The following is a 22876-nucleotide window of genomic DNA, read 5'->3' as shown; positions in this document are numbered from 1 at the left end:
TCCCCCGGTGGGGGATAAATTAGCCCAAAATAGCGATCTCCTTACGTGGTGCCAGCTTTGCCTCGCAGGCGGTAGGCTTTACCGGACGGCATGATGCGGCAGCGTGTTCAATGAAGGGATATTATGCGGATGCGTATTTGGTTTTTACTCGCCAGTTTAATACTTGCTGGTTGCAGCAGCCATGCACCGCCTCCAAGCGGCCGGTTGGCGGATTCCATTGTGGTGGTGGCTCAGTTAAATGAGCAGCTGCGTCAATGGTACGGCGCACCTTATCGTTACGGTGGCGTGGATCGGGGCGGCGTTGATTGCTCCGGGTTCGTCTATCGCACCTTCCGCGACCGTTTCGATATGCAATTACCTCGCTCCACAGCAGAGCAAACGTCTCTGGGCACCAAAGTGTCTCGTGATGAACTGATGCCGGGCGATTTAGTCTTTTTCAAAACCGGTGCTGGCGAGAACGGTTTGCACGTCGGCATTTATGATACCAACGATCAATTCATTCACGCGTCCACCAGTAGAGGCGTGATGCGTTCGTCTCTGGACAACGTATATTGGAAAAAGGCCTACTGGCAGGCTCGCCGCATTTAGTCTTAACTCTTTGATTTGGTGTATCATGGCGGTATCACATATTTAACGGTGACCGCCATGACACGTTTACGCTTATTGATTTCCGACTCTTACGATCCTTGGTTCAATCTGGCTGTGGAAGAATGCATCTTCCGCGAAATGACTACGCAGAAAATTCTGTTCTTATGGCGCAACGCCGAAACCGTGGTCATTGGCCAGTCACAAAACCCCTGGAAAGAGTGCAATACCCGCAGGATGGAACAAGACGGTATTCGCCTGGCACGTCGTAGCAGTGGCGGTGGCGCGGTATTTCACGATCTGGGGAATACCTGTTTTACTTTTATGGCGGGCAAGCCCGATTACGATAAGACAGTCTCAACCGGGATTATCCTGCAGGCGTTGGCACAGCTGGGTATTTCCGCCACCGCATCCGGGCGTAATGATCTCGTGATCGATACCGCAGACGGCGTACGCAAAATCTCCGGCTCAGCCTACCGAGAAACGCAGGATCGTGGGTTCCACCACGGTACGTTATTGCTCAATGCCGATCTTAACCGCTTGGCGGACTACCTTAATCCTGACCCAAAGAAATTGCAGGCTAAAGGCATCACGTCCGTACGCTCTCGCGTTGCCAATCTGTCCGAATTTCTACCCGACATTAGCCATGAACACGTATGCAACGCGGTGATCCAGGCGTTCTTTAATCACTATGGAGAGACCGCCACGGCGGAGATCATCTCGCCTGATGTCTATCCTGACCTGCCGGATTTTGCCGCACAGTTCGCCAAACAAAGCAGTTGGGAATGGAACTTTGGCAAGGCGCCAGCGTTTAGTCATTTGCTAAATGAACGTTTTGTCTGGGGCGGGGTAGATATCTTCTTTGACGTAGAGAAGGGCCTCATCTGCCGGGCGCAAATCTTTACCGACAGCCTTAGCCCGGCACCGTTACAACATTTGGCCGACATGCTGATTGGCTGTGCCTACCGTACTGATGCACTGGCAGCGTGCTGTGACAGTCTGATTGCCCAGTTTCCAGAACAGGGGGCTGAATTGGCCGAGCTGCGGCAATGGCTGGTTGAGACGATTAAATAATATTCAGATTCTGAATGTTCTGGGATGAGGCAACTCATCCCTTTTTTATGCCAGAAAGAGGGGCTTACTGACGGCCGGTATCCTCCCTTCGACAAAAAATGCAGCCAAAACATCGATGTAGTAGATTTTTCTCAAAAAGCAAGGTGGCATTTTTTTACCGTTTCAATGCAAGGAATAACGAGTGAAATTGATGCGTAATTAAATTTAATCAGTTTATGTGTCTCTTGTGCTTATGTTTGTCGTATACCTTGTTAATAGATTTACGTTGTTAGGATTTTCTTTAATGAAAACAATGATAATAAGTCAAATTTTTAGCGTGACGATATCACTTAAGTTAAATATCGCTTTGTTTAGGGTGTGGCGCGTGTTTTTACCCTTAAGCCAAATTGTTTCTGTTTCCGTCTGATGTGTCGTGGATATAGCTTTAATCTATCAATTAAATGATAAGTTATGGGAGGCTGCATTGATATTTCCGATTAATCTCAGAGGGATTGATCGATAAAATATATTGATATACGATGAGGTGCTCGCCATTCAGCCTGTGGCATTGAAATGAAAATCCAATTCGAAGCTGACTTTATTAGTAGCTATGTTTTTCAACCTGTTTACTCAATGGAGGGCAGGCTGTTAGCGGTAGAAATCTTGAACCGTTTTAATAGTCTGGACGGTGATTTGGCTATGCCGGCTGACATTGGGATTAATTTATTGACCGCTGAGCAAAGGATTGAGTTATTTAATGAGCAATTGAAATTGGCAGAACAGAATGCACCCTGGTTTGCCGAAAACAACGTGTTGTTGACGCTGAATATCGAAGAAACTCTTGTCGATTTGATACTCACTGATGATCAACTGTGTGAACGCATCAGAAAGTGGCCTTTTATTGCCTTTGAAATCAGTGAAGGTTTTCCGAATCTTTCGGCAGGTAAAAACAATGAAAAAATCTACCGGCTTAGCGAGAGGTTTTCGCTATGGTTGGATGATTTTGGTTCTGGTCAGGCAACGTTGACGGCATTGTATGATGGTTTGTTCGACTATGTGAAAATTGACAAGCGTTTTTACTGGCAGTTGTTTACCCATCAGGGATATGACGTGGTCATTGACTCACTATTAAAGAATATCAATCTGCTGTGTAAGGGGGTGATCGTCGGAGGAATAGAGAAAAAGGAATACTTTAATAAGCTCAGACATGCTGGCGTTTTTGGGCTGCAAGGTTTTTTATGGCCTAGCGTCGGTGTGGATAATCTGGCAGCGTTACGGGTAACACCCGATGAGTTTAATAACAATAATTGAGACCGCACACACAACGGAGCCAATAGTGGACTGGATGATTTTTTCTGTGATTCCGGCGCTGTTATTCATTATCATTTTCTCGCTGATTAAGTATTTTATCTACCAGCGTAAAAAGACATTTAAGTCGTATCGGCATAAACGCTGATCTACCGCATCTGCCCGCGTTTCGGGCAGATGCGTTCTCCCTACATTTCCTCTGTGTTAATCGTTCCGTCCTGGCTCTACACTAGCTGTAACGGAGGGCCTATGCCGCAGTTTGAAAATGCTTACCATGACCAGCTAGCCGGTTTTTATACCGAATTGAACCCTACGCCGCTGAAAGGCGCTCGCCTGCTGTATCACAGTGAGCCACTCGCGCGTGAGTTGGGGCTGGACGAAAGTTGGTTTACCCAAGATAAAACCCCGATTTGGGCGGGTGAAACGCTGCTGCCAGGGATGAAACCGTTGGCACAGGTATACAGTGGGCACCAGTTCGGGGTTTGGGCTGGGCAGTTGGGTGATGGCCGCGGCATTCTGCTGGGCGAACAGCGACTGGCCGATGGCCGCAGTATGGACTGGCATCTGAAAGGGGCCGGAATGACGCCATACTCGCGTATGGGGGATGGCCGTGCGGTGCTACGTTCGGCGATCCGCGAGTTCCTGGCCTCTGAGGCAATGCATCATCTGGGTATTCCAACAACGCGAGCACTGACCATTGTGACCAGTGAGCATCCCGTTTACCGTGAACAGCCGGAACACGGAGCGATGCTATTGCGCATAGCAGAAAGCCATGTCCGCTTCGGCCATTTTGAACATTTCTACTACCGCAAACAGCCAGAGCAGGTACAACAGTTAGCTGATTTTGTCATTGCCCGCCACTGGCCGCAGTTTCAAGATCAAAGCGATGGCTATTTGCAGTGGTTTACCGATGTCGTCGAACGTACCGCACGGCTTATCGCCCATTGGCAGACCGTTGGCTTCGCACATGGCGTGATGAATACCGATAATATGTCGATTCTGGGTATGACCATTGATTACGGCCCCTATGGCTTCCTGGATGATTACCAGCCCGACTATATCTGCAACCATTCTGACCATCAGGGCCGTTATGCATTTGATAATCAACCGGCAGCCGCATTGTGGAACCTCCACCGGCTGGCGCAGACGCTGTCCGGATTGATGAGCACCGAACAGTTGCAGCAGGCGCTAGGAGCCTACGAACCGGCGCTGATGCGTGCCTACGGAGAGCAAATGCGGGCCAAGCTCGGTTTCTTCACCCAGTCGCAGCAGGATAACGATCTGCTTACCGGGTTGTTAAGCATGATGGCACAAGAAGGGCGGGATTATAGCCGTACCTTCCGTTTGTTGGGCCAAACGGAACAGCAACAAGCGCAGTCGCCATTACGGGATGAGTTTATTGATCGCGCCGCATTCGACAGTTGGTATCAGCAATATCGTCAGCGTTTGCAGCAAGAACAGGTGAGTGATGCCGAGCGTCAGCGGGCAATGAATGCCGTGAACCCTAAGTTAATTCTGCGCAACTATCTGGCACAGCAGGCGATAGAGAGTGCTGAACAGAACGATGTCAGCAAACTGGCACGTTTGCATCAGGCCTTACTGACCCCTTTTGCTGACACAGCGGAATATGACGATCTCGCGGCGTTGCCGCCAGATTGGGGCAAACACCTGGAGATTTCCTGCTCGAGCTGAAATACCCGTCGTCTTTCAAGCTGCAGGGTGGTTACCTGCACTCAGTGAGGTGGCCCGTCCATGGGCCACACTCCTCGCTGCGAGCCGCGTTCACATCAGCTGGGCGCCTGGCTGCAACTTAACATTCATCGGGTATAGGCATGGCAGTCAACTTATTGGCGCAAATACACCTGCGGTAACGCCACTTCCGGGTGGTGCACCACTCCCAAGTCCGCCTGATACCAACGGGTGAGAATCTCCGCCTGCAAGACCTCTTGCGGCGTCCCCGAAGCGACCAGTTGCCCCTGATGCAGCAACAAAATGCGATCGGCATACAGCGCGGCCAGGTTGAGGTCGTGCAGTACGCAGCACACGGCAATGGGCTGCTGGCGTGTCAGCGTCCGCAGTAGCCTTAGCGTATGCTGCTGGTGGTAGAGATCCAATGCTGACGTCGGTTCGTCAAGAAACAGCCAGGCCGGAGAGGGCTGTGGCTGCCAGAGTTGTGCCAATACGCGGGCAAGCTGCACCCGTTGCTGTTCACCGCCGGAAAGTTGGCGATAATCTCGTTGTGCCAATTCAAGGCAGCCGGTTTGCGTCATCACCTGTTGTATTGCTTGCTGCGCATCCCGCTTGCCATGTGGCGCACGCCCCATGCTGACCACTTCTTCTACCGTAAAGGGAAAGGCCAAATCACTATGCTGGCGCATTACCGCGCGCACCTTCGCCAATTGCTGGGGATGCCACTGTTCTAACGGGCGTCCGAGCAACTGGCATTCGCCACAACCTGGAGCCAGATACCCGGTTAACACACGTAGCAACGTCGACTTACCCGCACCATTCGGCCCGATAATCGCCACCATTTCACCGCTGTTGATGCTGAGTGACACGTCGTTGATTAACCTGCGTGAACCCAGGCTGTAGCGTAATTGCTGCGCTGTCAGACTTGATGTGTTATCCACCCACACGCTCCCGCTGGCGCATGACCAGCCATAAGAAGTAAGGCCCGCCAATCAGACTGGTCATCAAGCCGACGGGCATTTCCGCCGGTGCAACCAGCGTGCGTGCAAACGTATCGCTGACTAAAAGCAGGCAAGCTCCCCCCAGTGCAGAACAAGGCAACAGCCAGCGATGGTCACCGCCAAGGCGCATACGAACCAGATGCGGTACCACCAGCCCGATAAAGCCAATCACGCCGCTCATTGCCACTGCCGCGCCAATCAACAATGCGCTTAATAACAACAGCTGCAGTTTGGCACGCTGGACGTTCACGCCAAGATAATGTGCCTCTTCATCACCCAGTTGGAGCAGGTTCAGTCTACGCGCTTGCAACAGCGTGAGTAGGGTCGCTGGTAAAATCAGGGTGGCGGAAACCGCCAGCGTAGGCCACTGCGACTGGCTCAAGCTGCCCATCATCCACAATGAAAACTGGCGCAATTGCTGATCGTTACTGAGGTAAGACAGTACGCCAATTGCCGCCATGCACAGCGCATTGATGGCAATGCCCGCCAGTAACAGACGCGACAGGCTCCCGTGCCCGCTGCGGCTGATGCCGTAGATCAGGATAGACACCAGCATGCTGCCGAGAAACGCCGCCAGCATGTGGCCATAGAGGGCAACTACCGGTGGTAACGCCAGTGGCATCACGATAATCAGTGCGACAAACAGCGCACCGCCACTGCTGATACCCAGCAAGCTGGGGTCAGCCAACGGGTTGCGGAACAGCCCCTGCATTACGGCACCGGACACGGCTAACGCGCAGCCAATCACCACCGCTAACAGCACGCGCGGCAGACGGATGTTTAACCAGATATGCCAGGTGGTGTCGCTGAACGGTTGCTGCCACAAGGTACGGAATGACAAGGTCAGTGCACCCATATTGGCGGCACCCAGCGCCAGAAGCGTCAGTAACACCAGCAGGCTGGCAATCGCCAGGCGTGGGGAAGTGCGACTGCGCATTACTTTTGCTCCGCCGCATTACGCAATTTAGCCAGCGCGGCAGGTGTTTCTAACCCAAAACCGAGCAGCGCCATATCGTCAACGACCAGCACGCGATGTTGTTTACCGGCAGGCGTGAGTGCAATGCCGGGCAATTTCCAAAGTTGTTCCTGCCCACCGAGGGTTTTAATGCCGTCAGTGGTGACCAACAACAGATCGGGTGCACTGGCGATCACGCCTTCCTGCGACAGCGGGCGGTAGCGGCTAAATCCTTGCATGGCATTCTTCAGACCGGCTGCGGTGATGACCGCATCAGCCGCGGTGTGCTGCCCGGCAGCCATGGGGGTAATGCCGCCATGGCTCATGACGAACAAGACCCTGACCGGCAAGGCATCTGTTTTTACCGCCGCCAACTGTTGCTGGTAGCGCGTGTTTAACGCCTTGCCTTGGGCGGTTCGTTGCAGTGCATTGGCAATGACGGTGATTTTTTCCGGCACGCTCTGCAACGTGGTATCGCCTGGAATGCGCACCACGTTAACGCCGCTTTCTTCCAGTTGTTTCAGTACCAAGGCCGGCTCGGCCAACTCAGTGGTCAATACCATCGTGGGTTTTAACGCCAGAATGCCTTCGGCATTAAGCTGGCGCATGTAGCCGACATCCGGCAGTTTTTTGACGGCTTCCGGTTGCAGACTGGTACTGTCTCGCGCTATCACCTCATCGCCCGCGCCCAGTGCGAAGGCAATTTCGGTGACGTCACCGCCTATCGAGACAATACGTTCTGCCGCCGTAGCGGTGAAGGGTAACGCCAGCGCAATGCACAACGCCAGGCGACGGGTCAATGAGGATTTCATGCAGCAATGTCCTTAGGTTCAAGTGCCGCAACCTGCTCGCGCCACTGGGTTTGTTCAGGTTGACCTTCAGTACGTTGACCGTAAAGCTGGGCGATTTGTGTCCCATCAGCAGCGAACAATTCCAGACTGGTGACAAAGCCGTCTTTGGTTGGTTTGCGGGTGATCCAACTTTCGGCGATGGCATCTTCGATCAGGTGCAGGGTGAAGCGACGGTTAAACACGTTAATCCAGCCTTCCTGTGGCATCAGACGCTCGATCTGACCGGTAAAGATCTGCACACAGCCACGGTTGCCGACAAAAATCATGATTTCGTTTTGCAGGCCGAGCGCTGCGTTGAGCAACTGGGACAGGGCGCTGTTATCCACCCGGTAGGCCAAATCGTTGCCGACGGCCTTGAAGGCCTGCTGACGCGTCAGCTTATTGCGGCTTAACAACTGGAAGAACTGGTGAACGTCGGTCATTTCACGCCATTCGCGGTCGATCTTTTCGTTGTCCGGTGCGGCGTTACTGACCGTAGCGTCCGGGGCTTTCAGTTCCAACGCCGGATTTTCTGCACTCAGATGGCGCTCCACCAACGCCATCCAGGCGGACAGGTCGGTCTCGTCGGTGGTGTACACCTTATGCAACGCGTCACCCTGATGATCGAAGAACTGAATGCTGTGACGCACGCCGCGCTTGTTGGTTTCGCTCATGGCGAAGGCGCTGGCCCACTGGTTGAGGAACAGTCGCAAATCCAACTCGCGCGGGTTGAGGATCAGCCCCGCGTGTCCGTTCAGGTGTTGGTTGAGGTAGCGCCCCATCTGCTCGTGCACCGCGTAGCTGTTACGGGTGATGGATTTGGTGACGCCAACCTGCTCCAATTCGGTCAGCAGGGTACGGGCATCAGTCTGAAGGCGGCGGGTATCCTGACCAACGCGAGCATGGGTCAGTTCCGCTTCGCTAACGCCAAGCAGTTCGGCCAAATCACGTGCATATTTGCCTGGGTTATCAATCTTGGCCTGCTGGTAGCGTGCGTAGAGGGTATTGCTCATAAATAGTTCTCCTGTGTAAGGTGCAATCGGCGGGCATTCGGGTTGCCCGCCGGACTTAAAACGTTACCACTGGTAGCTGACCAACAGTTTGGCATTACGGCCATCCTGCGGAATGCCCTGCGGCGAGTAATATTCTTTGTCGAAGGCGTTCCCCAGCACCACGGTGGTAGTGACGCCTTGCAGACGATCGCGACCTTTATAGCTCAGGTAAAAGTCGTTGACGCCGTAGCCGCCTTGTTCTGGCGTGCCAGTGGCCACGTGAGTGGATCGTTCGGCAAAGGTCGCAACCCAGCCGGTAGACAGGCCGGTTTCACCCAGTGGAACGTCTAACGAACTGGTGACGGTATCCGGGTTGATGTCGCTCAGCCACTCTCCGCTGTTGCCGTTCAGTTCCCCGCTGCGTGACTTATCCTTGCCGCGCGTGCGGTTGTAAGCCAGGTCCCAATTAAACCACTGCGTTTGGTAACTTAGGGACGTATCCCAGCCCCAAATTTTAGCGCGTGAGATATTTTGCGAAGAAGTTTGGGTACGGGTAACGTACAGGCTGATGTAGTCCTTGGCGTCGGTATCGAAGTAGCTGGCTTTAAACTGCAGGTTATCGCCGGCCATCAACAAATCGTCAAAACGCAGGCCGAAACCGTACTCGGCGGTGCTGGTGGTTTCCGGTCTCAGATTAGGGTTCGGCACCCAATAGTTGCCTGGGAAGTGGCGCGAATCATTGTACATTTCGCCCATGGTGGGGGCGCGGAAGGCCTGTGAATAGGATCCGAACAGCATCAGCCAGTCGGTTGGCGAATACGTCAGTGCGCCACGGGATGACCACTTGTCTGCATCGACGTCGTCGTGGCCCTGGCTGCTGCCCTTATAGTTATCGTAGCGGGTGCCGGCCAGCAGGGTGACAGGAATATCACGCAGCGTGATTTCGTCCTGCATCCAACCGGAAGCGAAGTTGATTTTCGCCTGTGGGAAGCTGGTGGTAGCGCCACCAGGATGTTGTTTTTGCTGATAGCTTTCCGAGCCGTAGGTCAGCAGGTGCGAAGCAAAACTGTTGGCAAACAGCCGGGTACGGTTCTCCAGCTTGGCACCGTTGGTGGTTTGTTTGCGGAATTCGTCTGTTGACGCCGCATTGTGAGCGTTGATTTTGACCTCAGAGGTGTACACCTTCACGTCGGCGTCCAGCCACTCCTGATCCAGCGGTTTTACTTTATAGCTTAATGCCGCATCACGCTGGATGGTAGAGCGATTGGTCATCGGATTGCTGCTGGAATAATCCGGATCCTGCGGGTTTTTCGGTTCGCGGGCGCTGTTATTGTAATAGCGCAAATCGCCGCTCAACGATTGGGCATCATCAATCTTCCAGGTGCCTTTGGCCAACATGTTGCTGATGGTCTCGTCGTTGGGCGCGTCAAAACCGTTGCCCTGGCGCAAATCGCCAACGTCACGGGTGCCGAATGACAGCAGGCCGTCGAGGCTGTCGGTCTTGCCGTAGGCGCTGGCGCCCATACCCAGGCTGTGATCGCCGCTACCCGCGGTGCCATAGACCCGGTAGCCGCTATTGTGGCCCGGCATTAATAGATCGGCGGCATCCACCGTTTCATAGGCAATTACGCCGCCCAACGCACCGCTGCCATACAACAGGGCAGAAGGGCCGCGCACTACTTCAATACGTTTTACCAGAGCCGGATCCAGGAAGGTACCGCCAATGTGCCCGGTATCGGTGCCCTGACGAATACCGTCTACCAGCGTCAGTACGCCATTTTTACCGTAGCCGCGCATGGAGATGTCCTGACCGTTGCTGCGACCGGTGCCATTGACGGTAATACCCGGCACGCGGCGTAGCATATCGGCGGCGCTGGTGGCGGTCTGGCTTTCAGGCGTATCGCCCTCGATCACCGTGACCATCATTGGTGCTTCGAAGCTGCTGCGTGCGTTGCCGGTGGCGGCCACGGTCATTGTTTCGTCGCTGGCTTTGTCTTTTTTCGCTGGTGAAGCCGCCGTCGTAGAACGAGAAGACGTCGTGCTGTTGGTTTGTGCAAAAGTCACCGCCGGCAGAGCACAGGCAATCGCCAGACTCAATGCGGATAAACGCAGCCGGGTGGAAGGGGTCAGAGGCATGTCGCAACTCTCCGTATGTTTTTAACATATCAATAGATTTGCTGGCTGCCTGGATCAACATCGATCGGGGTGGCTGGCGTTAAGGGATAGGTGTTATTTGGTCAGGATCAATTTCCCGGCTTTGGTCTGCCGCAGCTGATAGCGCTGGCCCTGATGGATGATGATCGCCACGCCATCGGCATCAAGCAGCTGAGTGCTGTCGTAGCAAGGAGGCGAGGTCAGGCCGGTCGCCGCGGGGCTAGCGGCTTTGGCGGGTAGATTATGATTGTGATTATCCATCGTCATGTGTTTATAAAACAGACCATTAAATAGTAATTAATATCAAAGTGAGAATCATTATCATGTGAACGAAAGGTTACATCAAGGAAAATTTTCTTACCAATGGAACCTTTTTGCAGGAAAGTGATGTGATACGGGCTGAGCGACTCAGCCCGTGAAAATTGCGGTTATTTCAGCAGGGTTTCGATACGGTCAAATAAGCGTTCGGGTTTGGTGATCGGCGCGAAGCGTTTCACTCGTTGGCCGTCTGCCGTCAGCAAGAACTTGGTGAAGTTCCATTTGATGCGTTGGCTACCGAATACACCCGGTGCCAGTCGCTTTAATTCGTTAAACAGCGGGTGTGCACCCGGACCGTTAACTTCAATTTTGCTGAACAGCGGGAAGCTGACACCGTAGTTCAACGTGCAGAAGTTGGCGATTTCCAGCGGATCACCGGGTTCTTGTGCTCCGAATTGATTACAGGGAAAGCCCAGTACCATCAGGCCGCGCTCGCGGTAGTATTGCCAAAGGTTTTCCAACCCACGGTACTGCGGCGTAAACCCGCATTTGCTGGCGGTATTCACCACCAAATAGGCCCGGGCAGGGAAATCACCCAGGGTTTTGTGTTCCCCTTGCAATGTAACGCAGGGGATGGATAACAATGAATTGCTCATGCAGGGAACTCCATATCCTGTGACGAAAGCGCTTTCGCGCTGCAGACTGGGCATAATTATAGATGAGTCGCTGGCGGGTAGAAAAGCCGGGGCGGGCGCCCCGGTGAGTGGCTCAGAAGCGGGTATCTACCGCATCCGCGAGCATTGCCAGCAACTGTTCGCTGTCGGACCAGCTCAGGCAAGGATCGGTGATCGACTGGCCGTAGGTCAGCGGTTGTCCGGCAACGATTTTCTGTGTGCCTTCTACGAGGAAGCTTTCTGCCATTACGCCAGTGACAGCGACAGAACCTGCACGGATTTGCTGGCAGACGTTTTCTGCCACTTCCAGCTGGCGACGATGCAATTTCTGACAGTTACCGTGGCTGAAGTCGATCACCAGGTGTTCCGGCAGGTCGAATTCACGCAGGCTATCGCAGGCGGCAACAATGTCGGTTGCGTGATAGTTCGGCGTTTTGCCCCCGCGCATGATGATATGGCCATACGGATTACCACTGGTCTGATAGATCGTCATTTGCCCGTGCTTGTCCGGGGACAGGAACATATGCCCGGCGCGTGCGGCACGGATGGCATCTATGGCAATACGGGTGTTGCCGTCTGTCCCATTCTTAAAGCCTACCGGGCAAGAAAGCGCCGAAGCCATCTCGCGGTGGATCTGGCTTTCGGTAGTGCGTGCGCCAATGGCACCCCAGCTGATCAGATCGGCAATGTATTGGCCTACAACCATGTCGAGGAACTCGGTGGCGGTAGGCAGGCCGAGTTGGTTCACTTCCAGCAACAGTCTACGGGCCATTTCAATGCCACGATTCACCTGGAAAGTTCCATCCAGTGCAGGATCGGAGATCAGGCCTTTCCAGCCCACCACGGTGCGCGGCTTTTCAAAATAGGTACGCATCACGATTTCGAGGCGATCCTGATAACGGATGCGCAGGGCATTCAGCCGGCCGGCATAATCAATGGCGGCGTCAAGATCGTGGATAGAACAAGGGCCGATAACCACCAATAGACGGCGATCCTCACCGGTCAGGATTTTTTCAATTCGCTTACGTGACGCCGTCACGTTATCAGCGATTTCCGCCGAGATCGGCAACGTCTCTGCCAACGCTTGCGGCGTCACGAGGCTGTCGATGCGCGCGGTCCGCAGTTCATCTGTTTTGTGCATGATTTTCTCTAAAGATTTTTCTTCGCTGCGGCCGGAGTGCCGGGAAGTGATGGCGATCACAATAACGTAAAAACCGATGAATTCAACCGTAGAAACTGTGTTCTGTTGATCAAAGCCGCGAAAAAAAGCGCAAAAATGATGGGCTATGGAGGAATAATCAACAGATGGCAGGGGAAAGCCTCTGCGATTAGCATTCAAATCTGCTGCCGGTAGAATTGTCCTTCCAGTGATTTGCGGGGGCGAATACGTTTGCCGCGATTAACGCGGGCGCAGCATGCCGCGCCCCTTCAATCATGTCAGGTGCCTGTCCGTATTGTAGAGGGTCAGATCAGAACATACGGCGGCTCATACCCAGAATATCCAGAATTTTGGTTGAGATTTCTTCTACCGAATAGTTGGTGGTATTCAGATATCGGATCTGATTCTTGCGGAATAAAGCTTCGACTTCTGCAAGCTCCATACGGCACTGGCGTATTGAGGCATAACGGCTGTTTTCGCGCCGCTCTTCACGGATCGCGGCTAAACGTTCCGGGTCAATCGTCAGACCGAAAAGCTTGTGCTGAAACGGTTTCAGCGCGGCAGGCAGATGCAAATTGTCCATATCGTCAGCGGTAAACGGGTAGTTGGCAGCGCGAATCCCGAACTGCATCGCCAGGTACAGGCTGGTGGGGGTCTTTCCACAGCGGGACACGCCAAGCAAAATCACCTGAGCCTGATCGAGATTGCGTAACGAGATTCCGTCATCGTGTGCCAATGTGTAGTCAATGGCGGCAATACGTGCGTCATATTTCCCAAGGTTGCTGGCCGTCAGTCCGTGGGTGCGATTCGGTACCGGCGTCGGTTCCACACCCAGCTCACCCTGTAACGGACCAACCAACGCTTGTACGATATCCTGACAAAAGCCTTCGCTCTGAGTAATAACATTGCGCACTTTCGGCGATATGATCGAGTAAAACACCAGCGGGCGCACGCCGGTTTCACGATAAATCTCATTAATCTGCTGACAAACACCGCGGGCGCGCGCTTCAGTTTCCACAAAGGGCAGCGTAAATGTCGTGGCCGTCACTGGAAATTGCGACAACACGGCATGACCCAAGACCTCGGCAGTGATCGCCGTGCCGTCCGAAATATAAAAAACGCTTCTTTCCACCCTAGACTCCTTACCTGGAACAGTGACGTAATTTTCACGTCTGCTTGTTCTTATCATGGGCTCCAGGTAATCCAGCGGTAAAGGGGCGGGCAGAAAAATTGTGATAACGCGGTCAGAGTCGGTCATTAATCGGGCAAAAAAAGGGGGTGGCGGTGGGTAAAAACTTCAGTAAAACACTATTTCAATTTTAATGAAAAATTTAAGGTTATTTATCCTGCGTTATTATTCCGCATTGTGGTGTTATTTTGGTCTAAAACATGAATTTGAGTGTGGTTTTTAAAACTGAAGTTTAAAAAATACTTAATTTGTTGAGTTTTAAGCTATTAGTGCGGCAGGGAACGATTCCATCGCCATTTTCCCTGTCAGGAAGTTTTCCTAAAATCCACTTTCTTCGCCGGGTTGATCGATTCACCTTTCCATTTCCTATGGATCATTGTGCTAGTCTGATTCGGCGCCGTTTTGGCGGTGCTGAGAAAGCAAGCGAATTAAATCCGTCTATACCCTACTGATAGCAATAAGGATTGTCTCGATGTCCAACAATGGCCCAGACTTGCGTAATGTGCTTTGGTACAACCAGCTCGGCATGCACGACGTTGACCGTGTCGGCGGCAAAAATGCCTCCCTCGGTGAAATGATCACCAATCTTTCCGATTTGGGCGTGGCCGTGCCAAACGGTTTTGCCACCACCGCGCAGGCGTTTAACGATTTCCTCGAGCAAAGCGGTGTTAACCAGCGCATCTATCAGCTACTGGATCAAACTGATGTTGACGACATTGCTCAACTGACCAAGGCTGGCGCGCAAATACGCCAATGGATTATCGACACGCCGTTCCATGCAGAATTCGAGCGTGAAATTAATCTGGCTTACCAGCAGCTGGCCGACGGTGAACCCCAGGCGTCATTTGCAGTACGTTCATCGGCGACTGCGGAAGATATGCCGGATGCCTCTTTTGCCGGCCAGCAGGAAACCTTCCTCAACGTGCAGGGGATCGACGCCGTCATGGTGGCGATCAAACACGTATTCGCCTCGCTGTTTAACGACCGCGCCATCTCCTACCGTGTGCATCAGGGTTATGACCACCGCGGTGTGGCGCTGTCAGCGGGCGTGCAGCGCATGGTGCGTTCTGACCTGGCGTCTTCCGGCGTCATGTTCACCATTGATACCGAATCGGGTTTTGATCAGGTGGTGTTTATCACCTCCGCCTTCGGCCTGGGTGAAATGGTGGTACAGGGTGCGGTAAACCCTGACGAATTCTATGTGCACAAACCGACATTGCTGAAAGGCAAACCGTCGATCGTGCGCCGCAACCTGGGTTCGAAAAAAATCCGCATGGTGTACGCACCTTCGCAGGATCACGGCAAGCAGGTACAAATCGAAGACGTGCCAGAGCAGCAACGCAATCGTTTCTCTCTGACTGACGAAGAAGTAGAAGGCTTGGCCCATCAGGCACTGCTGATTGAAAAACACTACGGTCGCCCGATGGATATCGAGTGGGCCAAAGATGGTCATACCGGCAAGCTCCTGATCGTGCAGGCGCGTCCGGAAACCGTGCGCTCTAACGAGCAAACCATGGAGCGTTACCAGCTTAATGGTTCCAGCCCGGTGCTGGTGGAAGGGCGTGCTATCGGTCACCGCATTGGCGCGGGCCCGGTGAAGGTCATCCACAATATCAGCGAGATGGATCGTATCGAGCCGGGTGATGTTCTGGTAACAGACATGACTGACCCGGATTGGGAGCCGATCATGAAAAAGGCTGCAGCAATCGTCACCAACCGGGGCGGTCGTACCTGCCACGCGGCCATCATCGCCCGCGAACTGGGTATTCCTGCCGTGGTGGGCTGCGGCAATGCGACCGATCTGTTGAAAGAAGGCCAGAAAGTCACGGTTTCTTGCGCAGAAGGTGATACCGGCTTTGTTTACAGTGAGATGCTCGACTTTAGCGTGCAGAGTTCTGAAGTGACTGAATTGCCTAAACTGCCGCTGAAAATCATGATGAACGTCGGTAACCCCGATCGTGCTTTCGACTTTGCGCGTTTACCGAATGAAGGTGTGGGTCTGGCTCGCCTTGAATTTATTATCAACCGCATGATTGGTGTGCATCCGAAGGCCTTGTTGGAATTTGATCAACAAACCCCCGAATTGCAAAATGAAATCAAGGCGCTGATGCAGGGCTATGACCACCCGGCCGAGTTCTATGTGGGCCGTCTGACGGAAGGGATCGCGACGCTGGGTGCTGCGTTCTGGCCAAAGCGTGTGATTGTGCGTCTTTCTGACTTTAAGTCCAATGAATACGCCAATCTGGTTGGCGGTGAGAAGTATGAGCCGCACGAAGAGAACCCAATGCTGGGCTTCCGTGGGGCAGGTCGTTATGTCTCTGATAACTTCCGCGACTGCTTCGCGATGGAATGTGATGCGGTAAAACGCGTTCGCAACGAAATGGGCCTGACCAACGTTGAGGTCATGGTGCCGTTTGTCCGCACCGTAGCACAAGCGGAAGCCGTCGTTGCCGAATTGGCGCGTCAGGGTCTGAAGCGCGGTGAGAATGGCCTGAAAGTGATCATGATGTGTGAGATCCCATCCAATGCGCTGTTGGCGGATCAGTTCCTGGAACACTTTGATGGCTTCTCCATCGGCTCTAACGACATGACTCAGTTAACATTGGGTCTGGACCGCGACTCGGGTGTGGTATCTGAACTCTTTGATGAGCGTAACGAAGCGGTGAAGATTCTGCTGTCGATGGCGATTCAGGCGGCTAAGCGCCAGGGGAAATATGTCGGTATCTGCGGCCAAGGGCCTTCTGATCACGAGGACTTTGCAGAGTGGTTGATGGATCAGGGTATTGATAGCCTGTCACTCAACCCGGATACTGTCGTACAAACCTGGGTTAATCTGTCGAAGAGAAAGTAATTCTCTGGCGTTGATTAATTGCTCACCCTAAAGCCGCGACCCTGTTGCGGCTTTTTTTTATTTCTGAATGTAAATAAAAAGGGGCACAGGAATAATAATGACCAAAAAAAGAATAAAAAAAAGCCCATCATAGGAGACGGGCAAAGACTACACACAGCAATTCACATGTATGGCATTACATTGTTTGGAAATCTTGCTTTAAATCAGGTATTTGAAGCAATATATGGCAATAATACTAGATATTTAAACACCATTAGTCATTAAGAATCATCCTAATCAATATCCCTATCCCCCTTTATTTTTACCAGGCGTGATTATTATTGGGCTGATAAAAAGGTGTATTTATTCGGTATGTTCAATGCGTGCTCAAAAGAAGTCACGGTGGTGATTTTATTATCGTGACCGGTTAATCCAAAAAACCAGGTGAGAGGCAGGGGCGGGGAAAGATCTCTGCCCGGCAGCCCGGGCAGAGTTTAAAGAGGGTTACATTTGCTCCAGATCTTTGGCGACCTCTTTTACATCGGCGGTGGGTTCTGGCGCTTCGCTCATCCAGGCAGTGAGTAAACGATAGGATACCGCCAGCACGACCGGGCCGATAAACAGGCCAATCATACCGAACGCGAGCAGGCCACCAATAACACCGGACAGGATCAGCAACATCGGTAAATCGGCACCCATGCGGATCAGAACAGGGCGCAGAACGTTATCCAGCGTGGCCACCACACAGCTCCAGACCAATAGCACGGTGCCCCAGGTTGTGTCCCCGCTCCAATACAGCCAGATGATTGCCGGCACCAGCACCAGTAGCGGCCCTAGCTGAGCAACGCAACAGATGAAGATCAGCACGGTTAGCAGCGTCGCGGCAGGAATGCCGGTTACTGCCAGGCCAATGCCGCCCAGGACCGATTGCACCAGCGCTGTGACTACAACGCCCAACGCGACTGCGCGGATTGCCTGCCCGGCCAATACCACCGCCGCGTCGCCGCGTGCAGCACCGAGACGTGTCGCAAAGTGACGGATACCCAGAGCAACTTGCTCACCGCGGGCATAGAGTAAAACGCTAAACAGCAGCATCAAGGTGCAATGCAATAAGAGGCGGCCAATATGCGCCGCTTGCGCGACAAACCAGGTTGCGGTCTGGCCGAAGTAAGGCTGGACCTTCGCGACCAGCGCCGTTCCCCCCGCGCTCACCAGCGTGTGGTAACTGGTATAGATCTTATCGCCGATCATCGGGATTGATTGTAGCCAGGCCAGATCGGGAATATGCAATTTTCCCGGCGTGCTAGCCCAGGCAACAACGGGCGCACTGTTGTCCACTACGCTGCTTATCAGCAGGGATATCGGCAGTATGAATAGCAGGATCAGCAGTATCGTCATCACGACGACCGCCAGTGAACGTCTGCCCCAAAGTACTTTTTGCAGCTTAATGAGCAATGGCCAGGTGGCGATGACCACCATGCCCGCCCAGGCAAAGCCGAGAATGAAGGGTTGAATGACCCAAAAACAAGCGACGATCATAATGGCGATAAATAGCACGCCAAAAATAATCCGTGGCAAATCGTATCGAGATTGCGGGATTGTCATGAATGGGTTCTCATCCTGGTAGGTTTAGTCCTTGGGACCGTTTAATCATGGTGCATATTGGTCAAAAATTACAGGGCGGCACACCTTTTGTTGCGGGCCATTCTGTGACAGGACAATTGCAATAATGTGCATGCCTTCACTAAACGAGTATGTTAGTTTTTATCTCTAATAAAAAATAGGGCGGGTCTGAATAAAGGCCTGATTCAGCGTTCATTAACGCATATAAAACAGACAGACAGGGTCAAAAATCGAATGATCCCACAGATTTCTCAAGCGCCCGGCCTCGTTCAGCGGGTGCTCGACTTTTTGGAAGCGTTAAAGCAAAACGGATTCAACGGCGATATCGCCACCAGCTACGCCGATCGACTGACGATGGCGACCGACAACAGTATCTATCAGTTATTGCCCGATGCCGTCGTGTTCCCTCGCTCAACGGCAGACGTGGCGTTGATTGCGCGTCTGGCGGCAGAGGAGCGTTTCAGTACGCTGGTCTTTAGCCCGCGCGGCGGGGGCACCGGCACTAACGGCCAGTCGCTCAATACCGGTATTGTGGTGGATATGTCGCGCCATATGAACCGCATCCTTGAGATCAACGTTGAGCAAGGCTGGGTCAAGGTTGAAGCGGGGGTCATTAAAGACCAACTTAACCAATATTTGCGGCCGTTCGGCTATTTCTTCTCGCCGGAGCTTTCTACCAGTAACCGCGCCACGCTGGGCGGTATGATCAACACAGACGCCTCCGGTCAGGGCTCGCTGGTGTACGGCAAAACATCCGATCACGTGTTGGGCCTGCGAGCTGTCCTGCTGGGTGGGGACATGATCGACACGCGTGTTATGCCGACGCCGTTGGCGGAAACGATTGCTCGCGAAGATACGGTTGAAGGCCGGATTTACCACACCGTGCTCAATAGCTGTCGTGAGCAGCGCGCACTGATTCTGGAAAAATTCCCCAAACTTAATCGCTTTCTGACCGGGTACGATCTGCGGCATGTGTTTAGCGATGACATGCAAACCTTCGATCTGACACGTATTCTGACGGGCGCTGAAGGGACGTTGGCGTTTATTACCGAAGCGCGGCTGGATATTACGCCATTGCCGAAGGTGCGCCGCTTGGTGAATGTCAAATACGATTCGTTTGATTCTGCACTGCGCAATGCCCCGTTCATGGTGGATGCCAAGGCTCTGTCGGTTGAAACCATCGATTCCAAGGTCCTGAATCTGGCTCGTGAAGACATTGTCTGGCATTCGGTGAATGAATTAATCACCAACGTGCCAGATAAAGAAATGCTTGGTCTTAACATCGTCGAGTTTGCCGGGGATGACAACGTGTTGATCGATCGGCAGATGGAGGATCTCTGTCAGCGGCTGGACGAATTGATCACCGAAAAGCAGGGCGGTGTGATCGGCTATCAGATCTGTGGGGATCTGGCCGGCATTGAACGAATTTATAACATGCGTAAAAAGGCTGTCGGGCTATTAGGCAACGCCAAAGGGCGCGCTAAACCTATTCCGTTTGCCGAAGACACCTGTGTGCCGCCGCAGCATCTGGCCGATTACATCGTCGAGTTCCGCCAGTTGTTGGACAGCCATAACCTGAGCTATGGCATGTTTGGCCATGTGGATGCTGGCGTATTACATGTACGCCCTGCACTCGATATGTGTGACCCACAGCAGGAAGTGTTGATGAAACAGCTTTCTGACCAGGTGGTGGCGCTGACGGCCAAATATGGTGGGTTGCTGTGGGGGGAACATGGCAAAGGGTTCCGCGCTGAATACAGCCCTGAATTCTTCGGTGATCAGCTGTTCCTGGAACTGCGGCGTATCAAGGCCGCGTTTGATCCGAACAACCGTCTCAACCCCGGTAAAATATGCCCGCCATTAGGTGTCGATGCGCCGATGATGAAAGTTGATGCCGCCAAGCGTGGCACGCTTGATCGCCTTATCCCGGTAGAGGTACGCACCTCGTTCCGTGGCGCGATGGAATGTAACGGCAATGGTTTGTGCTTCAATTTTGATGTACGCAGCCCAATGTGCCCGTCGATGAAGATCACCGGTAGCCGTATTCATTCACCCAAAGGTCGGGCGGCGTTGGTACGTGAATGGTTGCGTCTGCTTTCAGAGCAGGGCGTCGATCCGCTGGTGCTGGAGAAACAGCTGCCGCAACAACGTCTCAGTTTCCGGACTCTGATAGAGAAAACGCGCAACAGTTGGTACGCCGGCAAAGGCGAATATGATTTCTCCCACGAAGTGAAAGAGGCCATGTCCGGTTGTCTGGCCTGCAAAGCCTGTTCTACGCAGTGCCCGATCAAAATTGACGTGCCGGGCTTCCGTTCGCGTTTCCTGCAGCTATACCACACGCGCTATTTGCGGCCGGCACGCGACTATATGGTCGCAGGGGTCGAGAGCTACACGCCGCTGATGGCGAAAGCGCCGAAAGTGTTCAACTTCTTTTTCCGCCAGCCCTGGGTTCGTGAATTGAGCCGTAACACGATTGGCATGGTTGATTTGCCGATGCTTTCCAGCCCGACGCTGCGCCAGCAACTTTCAGGTCATGGTGCCATGACCATGACGCTGGAGCAGCTTGAAGCGCTGAGCGTAGAAAAGCGCGAACAGTATGTCCTGATCGTTCAGGATCCCTTTACCAGCTATTACGACGCCAAAGTGGTGGCGGATTTTGTACGGCTGGTGGAAAAGCTCGGTTACCGTCCTGTGCTGTTGCCGTTCTCACCGAACGGGAAAGCCCAACATATCAAAGGTTTTCTGACACGATTTGCCCGCACCGCGCGCAAGACAGCTGATTTTCTTAACCGAGTGGCAAAGCTTGGCATGCCGCTGGTGGGTGTCGATCCGGCGTTGGTGTTGTGCTATCGCGACGAATATAACGAGATCCTCGGTGAGGCCCGCGGGGATTTCCAGGTACAACTGGTGCACGAGTGGTTGCAGCAGCGCTTGGCTGAACGTGCAGAACAGCCTGCGACGGGCGAAGCCTGGTATTTGTTCGGTCACTGTACGGAAACCACGGCCTTGCCTGCCAGCGGCCAACATTGGGCGTCCATCTTTGCACGCTTTGGGGCCAGGCTGGAAAACGTCAGCGTCGGTTGCTGCGGCATGGCGGGAACTTACGGGCATGAAGTAAAGAACCTGCAGAATTCGCTCGGGATTTATGAGCTATCCTGGCATCAGGCATTACAACGTCTGCCGCGGCAACGTTGTCTGGCGACCGGCTATTCCTGTCGCAGCCAGGTCAAACGTATTGAGGGTAACGGTGTACGACACCCATTACAGGCACTTCTGGAGATGATTGAGTGAAACTGTGGAAACGAGAGACGACGCTGGAGCAACTAAACCAGGCCGGTGACGGATGTATGGTCAGTCATGTGGGGATCCAATTTACCCGACTGGAGGACGATTATCTCGAAGCGACCATGCCGGTTGATCAGCGTACCCGGCAGCCGTTTGGCCTGTTGCACGGTGGTGCATCGGTAGTGCTGGCAGAATCGATGGGGTCGATGGCCGGTTACCTGTGTAGCGAAGGGGAACAGAAAGTGGTGGGGTTGGAAATCAACGCCAACCATCTGCGCGCGGTATTTGAAGGCCAGGTGCGCGGCGTGTGTCGGGCGTTGCATGTTGGGCGTCGCCATCAGGTGTGGCAGATAGAAATCTTCGATTCACGCGATCGCCTGTGCTGCACTTCACGCCTGACTACGGCCGTTATCGACTAGGTTTACCCCGCAGGTAGCCTTACCTGCGGGTATTTTTGCCATTCAGTCAGTTCACAACTGAAAGGGCACCCGCTTAACGAAGTCTTTCTGGAAGGCATTGGCCTTCTCCCAAGTGCCTTCCATTGCATATTTTTGACAGATTAAGGTCAGAGTATGACGGGCAAAATGATAGCTCTGAACCCGGAACAGCTGACAACGCTGTGGGTTGTTGATCTCTACGATCAGCCGGTTATGCAGTTTGCTCAACGCGTGCAGATAGCTTTCATCATCACCGTTTTCCAGACACAGATTGGCCATATTCAGGCTGACACTGTTGTAGCGTTTCAGATGGTTGGTATTGCACTCCGGCCGTTTAAGCGACGCCTCTGCCATGTAGAAATCTACCGTAGCGTCGCGCACGCTGAATTTATAGTCATCAATTTTGCCCAGCAGCCACGCATTCATCGAGATATTCATTTGCCCGTGCTCAATTAGAATTGAATGATAATCATTATCATATTTATTGGTGCGTTCGTGATCAATCATTCTGTTGAAATTTTTATCGCCAGCAGGGGATGCATTGGGGGGACAGCACCCCAACATAGTCAGTAGCGACTAAACTTTAATCAGGGATTGCCGCTTTTGTTGGGACGGACGGAAAGGCAAAAGAGGGGGAAAAGCCGTTAATTGTCGATAAACGCATTTTTAAGACAGACAAAATTCAGAAATAGGTATTTTCTATGAATGTTTAAATCGACATAAAAAGCCCGGCTCTGTAAAGCCTTCGCGCCAGCGGGTAAGGGGCATGGTATGACAGGATGTACAGTAAATTCATAAGGATAAAATGATTCCATTTCCGACCGGCAGCGCCAGACGCGCTGACTGTCCCACGC

At 53.1% G+C, this 22876-nt stretch carries 18 protein-coding genes and 1 other RNA gene; 7 read left to right on the top strand and 12 right to left on the bottom strand.

Annotated features, from left to right (window positions below):
* The first annotated feature begins 123 nt into the window (after positions 1-123).
* The 4 genes from ACI2J2_RS06860 (at position 124) to ACI2J2_RS06845 (ending at position 4638) form a co-directional block, all read left to right on the top strand.
* Positions 124-588 (top strand): NlpC/P60 family protein, encoded by a 465-nt coding sequence (locus ACI2J2_RS06860; RefSeq protein WP_037418610.1) that lies wholly within the window; start codon positions 124-126, stop codon positions 586-588.
* 57 nt (positions 589-645) lie between these two features.
* A complete protein-coding gene (locus ACI2J2_RS06855) occupies positions 646-1659 on the top strand; it encodes a lipoate--protein ligase A (RefSeq protein ID WP_209633021.1) in 1014 nt (337 codons plus the stop codon).
* A 552-nt stretch (positions 1660-2211) separates the two neighbouring features.
* Entirely contained in the window at positions 2212-2949 is a 738-nt protein-coding gene (locus ACI2J2_RS06850; protein ID WP_209633022.1) for an EAL domain-containing protein, read from the top strand.
* A 246-nt stretch (positions 2950-3195) separates the two neighbouring features.
* Complete coding sequence (locus ACI2J2_RS06845; protein WP_404759723.1) at positions 3196-4638, top strand: protein adenylyltransferase SelO; 1443 nt, start codon at positions 3196-3198, stop codon at positions 4636-4638.
* 152 nt (positions 4639-4790) lie between these two features.
* Here ACI2J2_RS06845 and ACI2J2_RS06840 read toward each other — a convergent pair whose 3' ends face one another.
* The 9 genes from ACI2J2_RS06840 to ACI2J2_RS06800 all read right to left on the bottom strand — a co-directional run bounded on the left by ACI2J2_RS06840 (position 4791) and on the right by ACI2J2_RS06800 (position 13790).
* A complete protein-coding gene (locus ACI2J2_RS06840) occupies positions 4791-5576 on the bottom strand; it encodes a heme ABC transporter ATP-binding protein (protein ID WP_209633024.1) in 786 nt (261 codons plus the stop codon).
* Positions 5569-6573 (bottom strand): iron ABC transporter permease, encoded by a 1005-nt coding sequence (locus ACI2J2_RS06835; protein ID WP_314592289.1) that lies wholly within the window; start codon positions 6571-6573, stop codon positions 5569-5571. The genes ACI2J2_RS06840 and ACI2J2_RS06835 overlap by 8 nt, the downstream gene beginning before the upstream one ends.
* Positions 6573-7403 (bottom strand): hemin ABC transporter substrate-binding protein, encoded by an 831-nt coding sequence (locus ACI2J2_RS06830; RefSeq protein ID WP_404759722.1) that lies wholly within the window; start codon positions 7401-7403, stop codon positions 6573-6575. The genes ACI2J2_RS06835 and ACI2J2_RS06830 overlap by 1 nt, the downstream gene beginning before the upstream one ends.
* Positions 7400-8434 (bottom strand): hemin-degrading factor, encoded by a 1035-nt coding sequence (locus ACI2J2_RS06825; RefSeq protein ID WP_209633027.1) that lies wholly within the window; start codon positions 8432-8434, stop codon positions 7400-7402. Before ACI2J2_RS06825 ends, ACI2J2_RS06830 begins: the two co-directional genes overlap by 4 nt.
* Positions 8435-8497: 63 nt before the next feature.
* Positions 8498-10549, bottom strand: coding sequence for a TonB-dependent hemoglobin/transferrin/lactoferrin family receptor (locus ACI2J2_RS06820; protein ID WP_404759721.1), 2052 nt, complete (start codon positions 10547-10549; stop codon positions 8498-8500).
* A 93-nt stretch (positions 10550-10642) separates the two neighbouring features.
* Complete coding sequence (gene hemP, locus ACI2J2_RS06815) at positions 10643-10828, bottom strand: hemin uptake protein HemP (protein WP_209633029.1); 186 nt, start codon at positions 10826-10828, stop codon at positions 10643-10645.
* Between the two features lie 167 nt (positions 10829-10995).
* Positions 10996-11481, bottom strand: a complete 486-nt coding sequence (locus ACI2J2_RS06810; RefSeq protein ID WP_209633030.1) for a glutathione peroxidase — start codon at positions 11479-11481, stop codon at positions 10996-10998.
* A gap of 112 nt (positions 11482-11593) precedes the next feature.
* Positions 11594-12640, bottom strand: a complete 1047-nt coding sequence (locus ACI2J2_RS06805) for a 3-deoxy-7-phosphoheptulonate synthase (RefSeq protein WP_037418629.1) — start codon at positions 12638-12640, stop codon at positions 11594-11596.
* 328 nt (positions 12641-12968) lie between these two features.
* Positions 12969-13790, bottom strand: a complete 822-nt coding sequence (locus ACI2J2_RS06800; RefSeq protein ID WP_404759720.1) for a pyruvate, water dikinase regulatory protein — start codon at positions 13788-13790, stop codon at positions 12969-12971.
* A gap of 529 nt (positions 13791-14319) precedes the next feature.
* On the opposite strand from ACI2J2_RS06800, the gene ppsA reads away from it, so the two are divergent.
* Positions 14320-16698 carry a phosphoenolpyruvate synthase gene (gene ppsA, locus ACI2J2_RS06795; RefSeq protein ID WP_404759719.1) on the top strand — a complete coding sequence of 793 codons (2379 nt, stop codon included), beginning with the start codon at positions 14320-14322 and terminating at the stop codon, positions 16696-16698.
* Positions 16699-16810: 112 nt separating this feature from the next.
* On the opposite strand, the gene rprA is transcribed toward ppsA, so the two are convergent.
* An RNA gene (gene rprA / locus ACI2J2_RS06790) (antisense sRNA RprA) lies at positions 16811-16921 on the bottom strand.
* A 260-nt stretch (positions 16922-17181) separates the two neighbouring features.
* Complete coding sequence (ydiK, locus tag ACI2J2_RS06785) at positions 17182-18282, bottom strand: AI-2E family transporter YdiK (protein ID WP_209633033.1); 1101 nt, start codon at positions 18280-18282, stop codon at positions 17182-17184.
* Between the two features lie 252 nt (positions 18283-18534).
* Between ydiK and ACI2J2_RS06780 the strand changes: the two genes are divergently transcribed.
* Together ACI2J2_RS06780 and menI are read left to right on the top strand one after the other, a co-directional pair.
* The gene (locus ACI2J2_RS06780; protein ID WP_404759718.1) at positions 18535-21591 is read left to right on the top strand and encodes an FAD-binding and (Fe-S)-binding domain-containing protein; all 3057 of its coding nucleotides are present in this window, start codon (positions 18535-18537) and stop codon (positions 21589-21591) included.
* Positions 21588-22004: a 1,4-dihydroxy-2-naphthoyl-CoA hydrolase gene (gene menI / locus ACI2J2_RS06775; RefSeq protein ID WP_209633035.1), complete on the top strand. Its 417-nt coding sequence runs from the start codon at positions 21588-21590 to the stop codon at positions 22002-22004. The genes ACI2J2_RS06780 and menI overlap by 4 nt, the downstream gene beginning before the upstream one ends.
* A gap of 51 nt (positions 22005-22055) precedes the next feature.
* Here menI and ACI2J2_RS06770 read toward each other — a convergent pair whose 3' ends face one another.
* Positions 22056-22460, bottom strand: a complete 405-nt coding sequence (locus tag ACI2J2_RS06770) for a hypothetical protein (RefSeq protein WP_404759717.1) — start codon at positions 22458-22460, stop codon at positions 22056-22058.
* Between the last annotated feature and the right edge of the window lie 416 nt (positions 22461-22876).

It is taken from the genome of Serratia sp. NPDC087055 (genome assembly GCF_044900985.1).
GTDB lineage: Bacteria > Pseudomonadota > Gammaproteobacteria > Enterobacterales > Enterobacteriaceae > Serratia.
Note: the sequence above shows the minus strand (reverse complement) of the source record. Positions and strands in the feature narration are given on the sequence as shown.

Excerpts from the sequence above, each read along its gene's own strand:
- ACI2J2_RS06855 (WP_209633021.1), top strand. The coding sequence starts at position 646 with ATGACACGTTTACGCTTATTGATTTCCGACTCTTACGATCCTTGGTTC.
- ydiK (WP_209633033.1), bottom strand. The coding sequence starts at position 18,282 with ATGACAATCCCGCAATCTCGATACGATTTGCCACGGATTATTTTTGGC.
- ACI2J2_RS06805 (WP_037418629.1), bottom strand. The coding sequence starts at position 12,640 with ATGCACAAAACAGATGAACTGCGGACCGCGCGCATCGACAGCCTCGTG.
- ACI2J2_RS06860 (WP_037418610.1), top strand. The coding sequence starts at position 124 with ATGCGGATGCGTATTTGGTTTTTACTCGCCAGTTTAATACTTGCTGGT.
- ACI2J2_RS06820 (WP_404759721.1), bottom strand. The coding sequence starts at position 10,549 with ATGCCTCTGACCCCTTCCACCCGGCTGCGTTTATCCGCATTGAGTCTG.
- ACI2J2_RS06810 (WP_209633030.1), bottom strand. The coding sequence starts at position 11,481 with ATGAGCAATTCATTGTTATCCATCCCCTGCGTTACATTGCAAGGGGAA.
- ACI2J2_RS06770 (WP_404759717.1), bottom strand. The coding sequence starts at position 22,460 with ATGAATATCTCGATGAATGCGTGGCTGCTGGGCAAAATTGATGACTAT.
- hemP (WP_209633029.1), bottom strand. The coding sequence starts at position 10,828 with ATGGATAATCACAATCATAATCTACCCGCCAAAGCCGCTAGCCCCGCG.
- ACI2J2_RS06835 (WP_314592289.1), bottom strand. The coding sequence starts at position 6,573 with ATGCGCAGTCGCACTTCCCCACGCCTGGCGATTGCCAGCCTGCTGGTG.
- ACI2J2_RS06780 (WP_404759718.1), top strand. The coding sequence starts at position 18,535 with ATGATCCCACAGATTTCTCAAGCGCCCGGCCTCGTTCAGCGGGTGCTC.
- ACI2J2_RS06845 (WP_404759723.1), top strand. The coding sequence starts at position 3,196 with ATGCCGCAGTTTGAAAATGCTTACCATGACCAGCTAGCCGGTTTTTAT.
- ppsA (WP_404759719.1), top strand. The coding sequence starts at position 14,320 with ATGTCCAACAATGGCCCAGACTTGCGTAATGTGCTTTGGTACAACCAG.
- ACI2J2_RS06825 (WP_209633027.1), bottom strand. The coding sequence starts at position 8,434 with ATGAGCAATACCCTCTACGCACGCTACCAGCAGGCCAAGATTGATAAC.
- ACI2J2_RS06850 (WP_209633022.1), top strand. The coding sequence starts at position 2,212 with ATGAAAATCCAATTCGAAGCTGACTTTATTAGTAGCTATGTTTTTCAA.
- ACI2J2_RS06830 (WP_404759722.1), bottom strand. The coding sequence starts at position 7,403 with ATGAAATCCTCATTGACCCGTCGCCTGGCGTTGTGCATTGCGCTGGCG.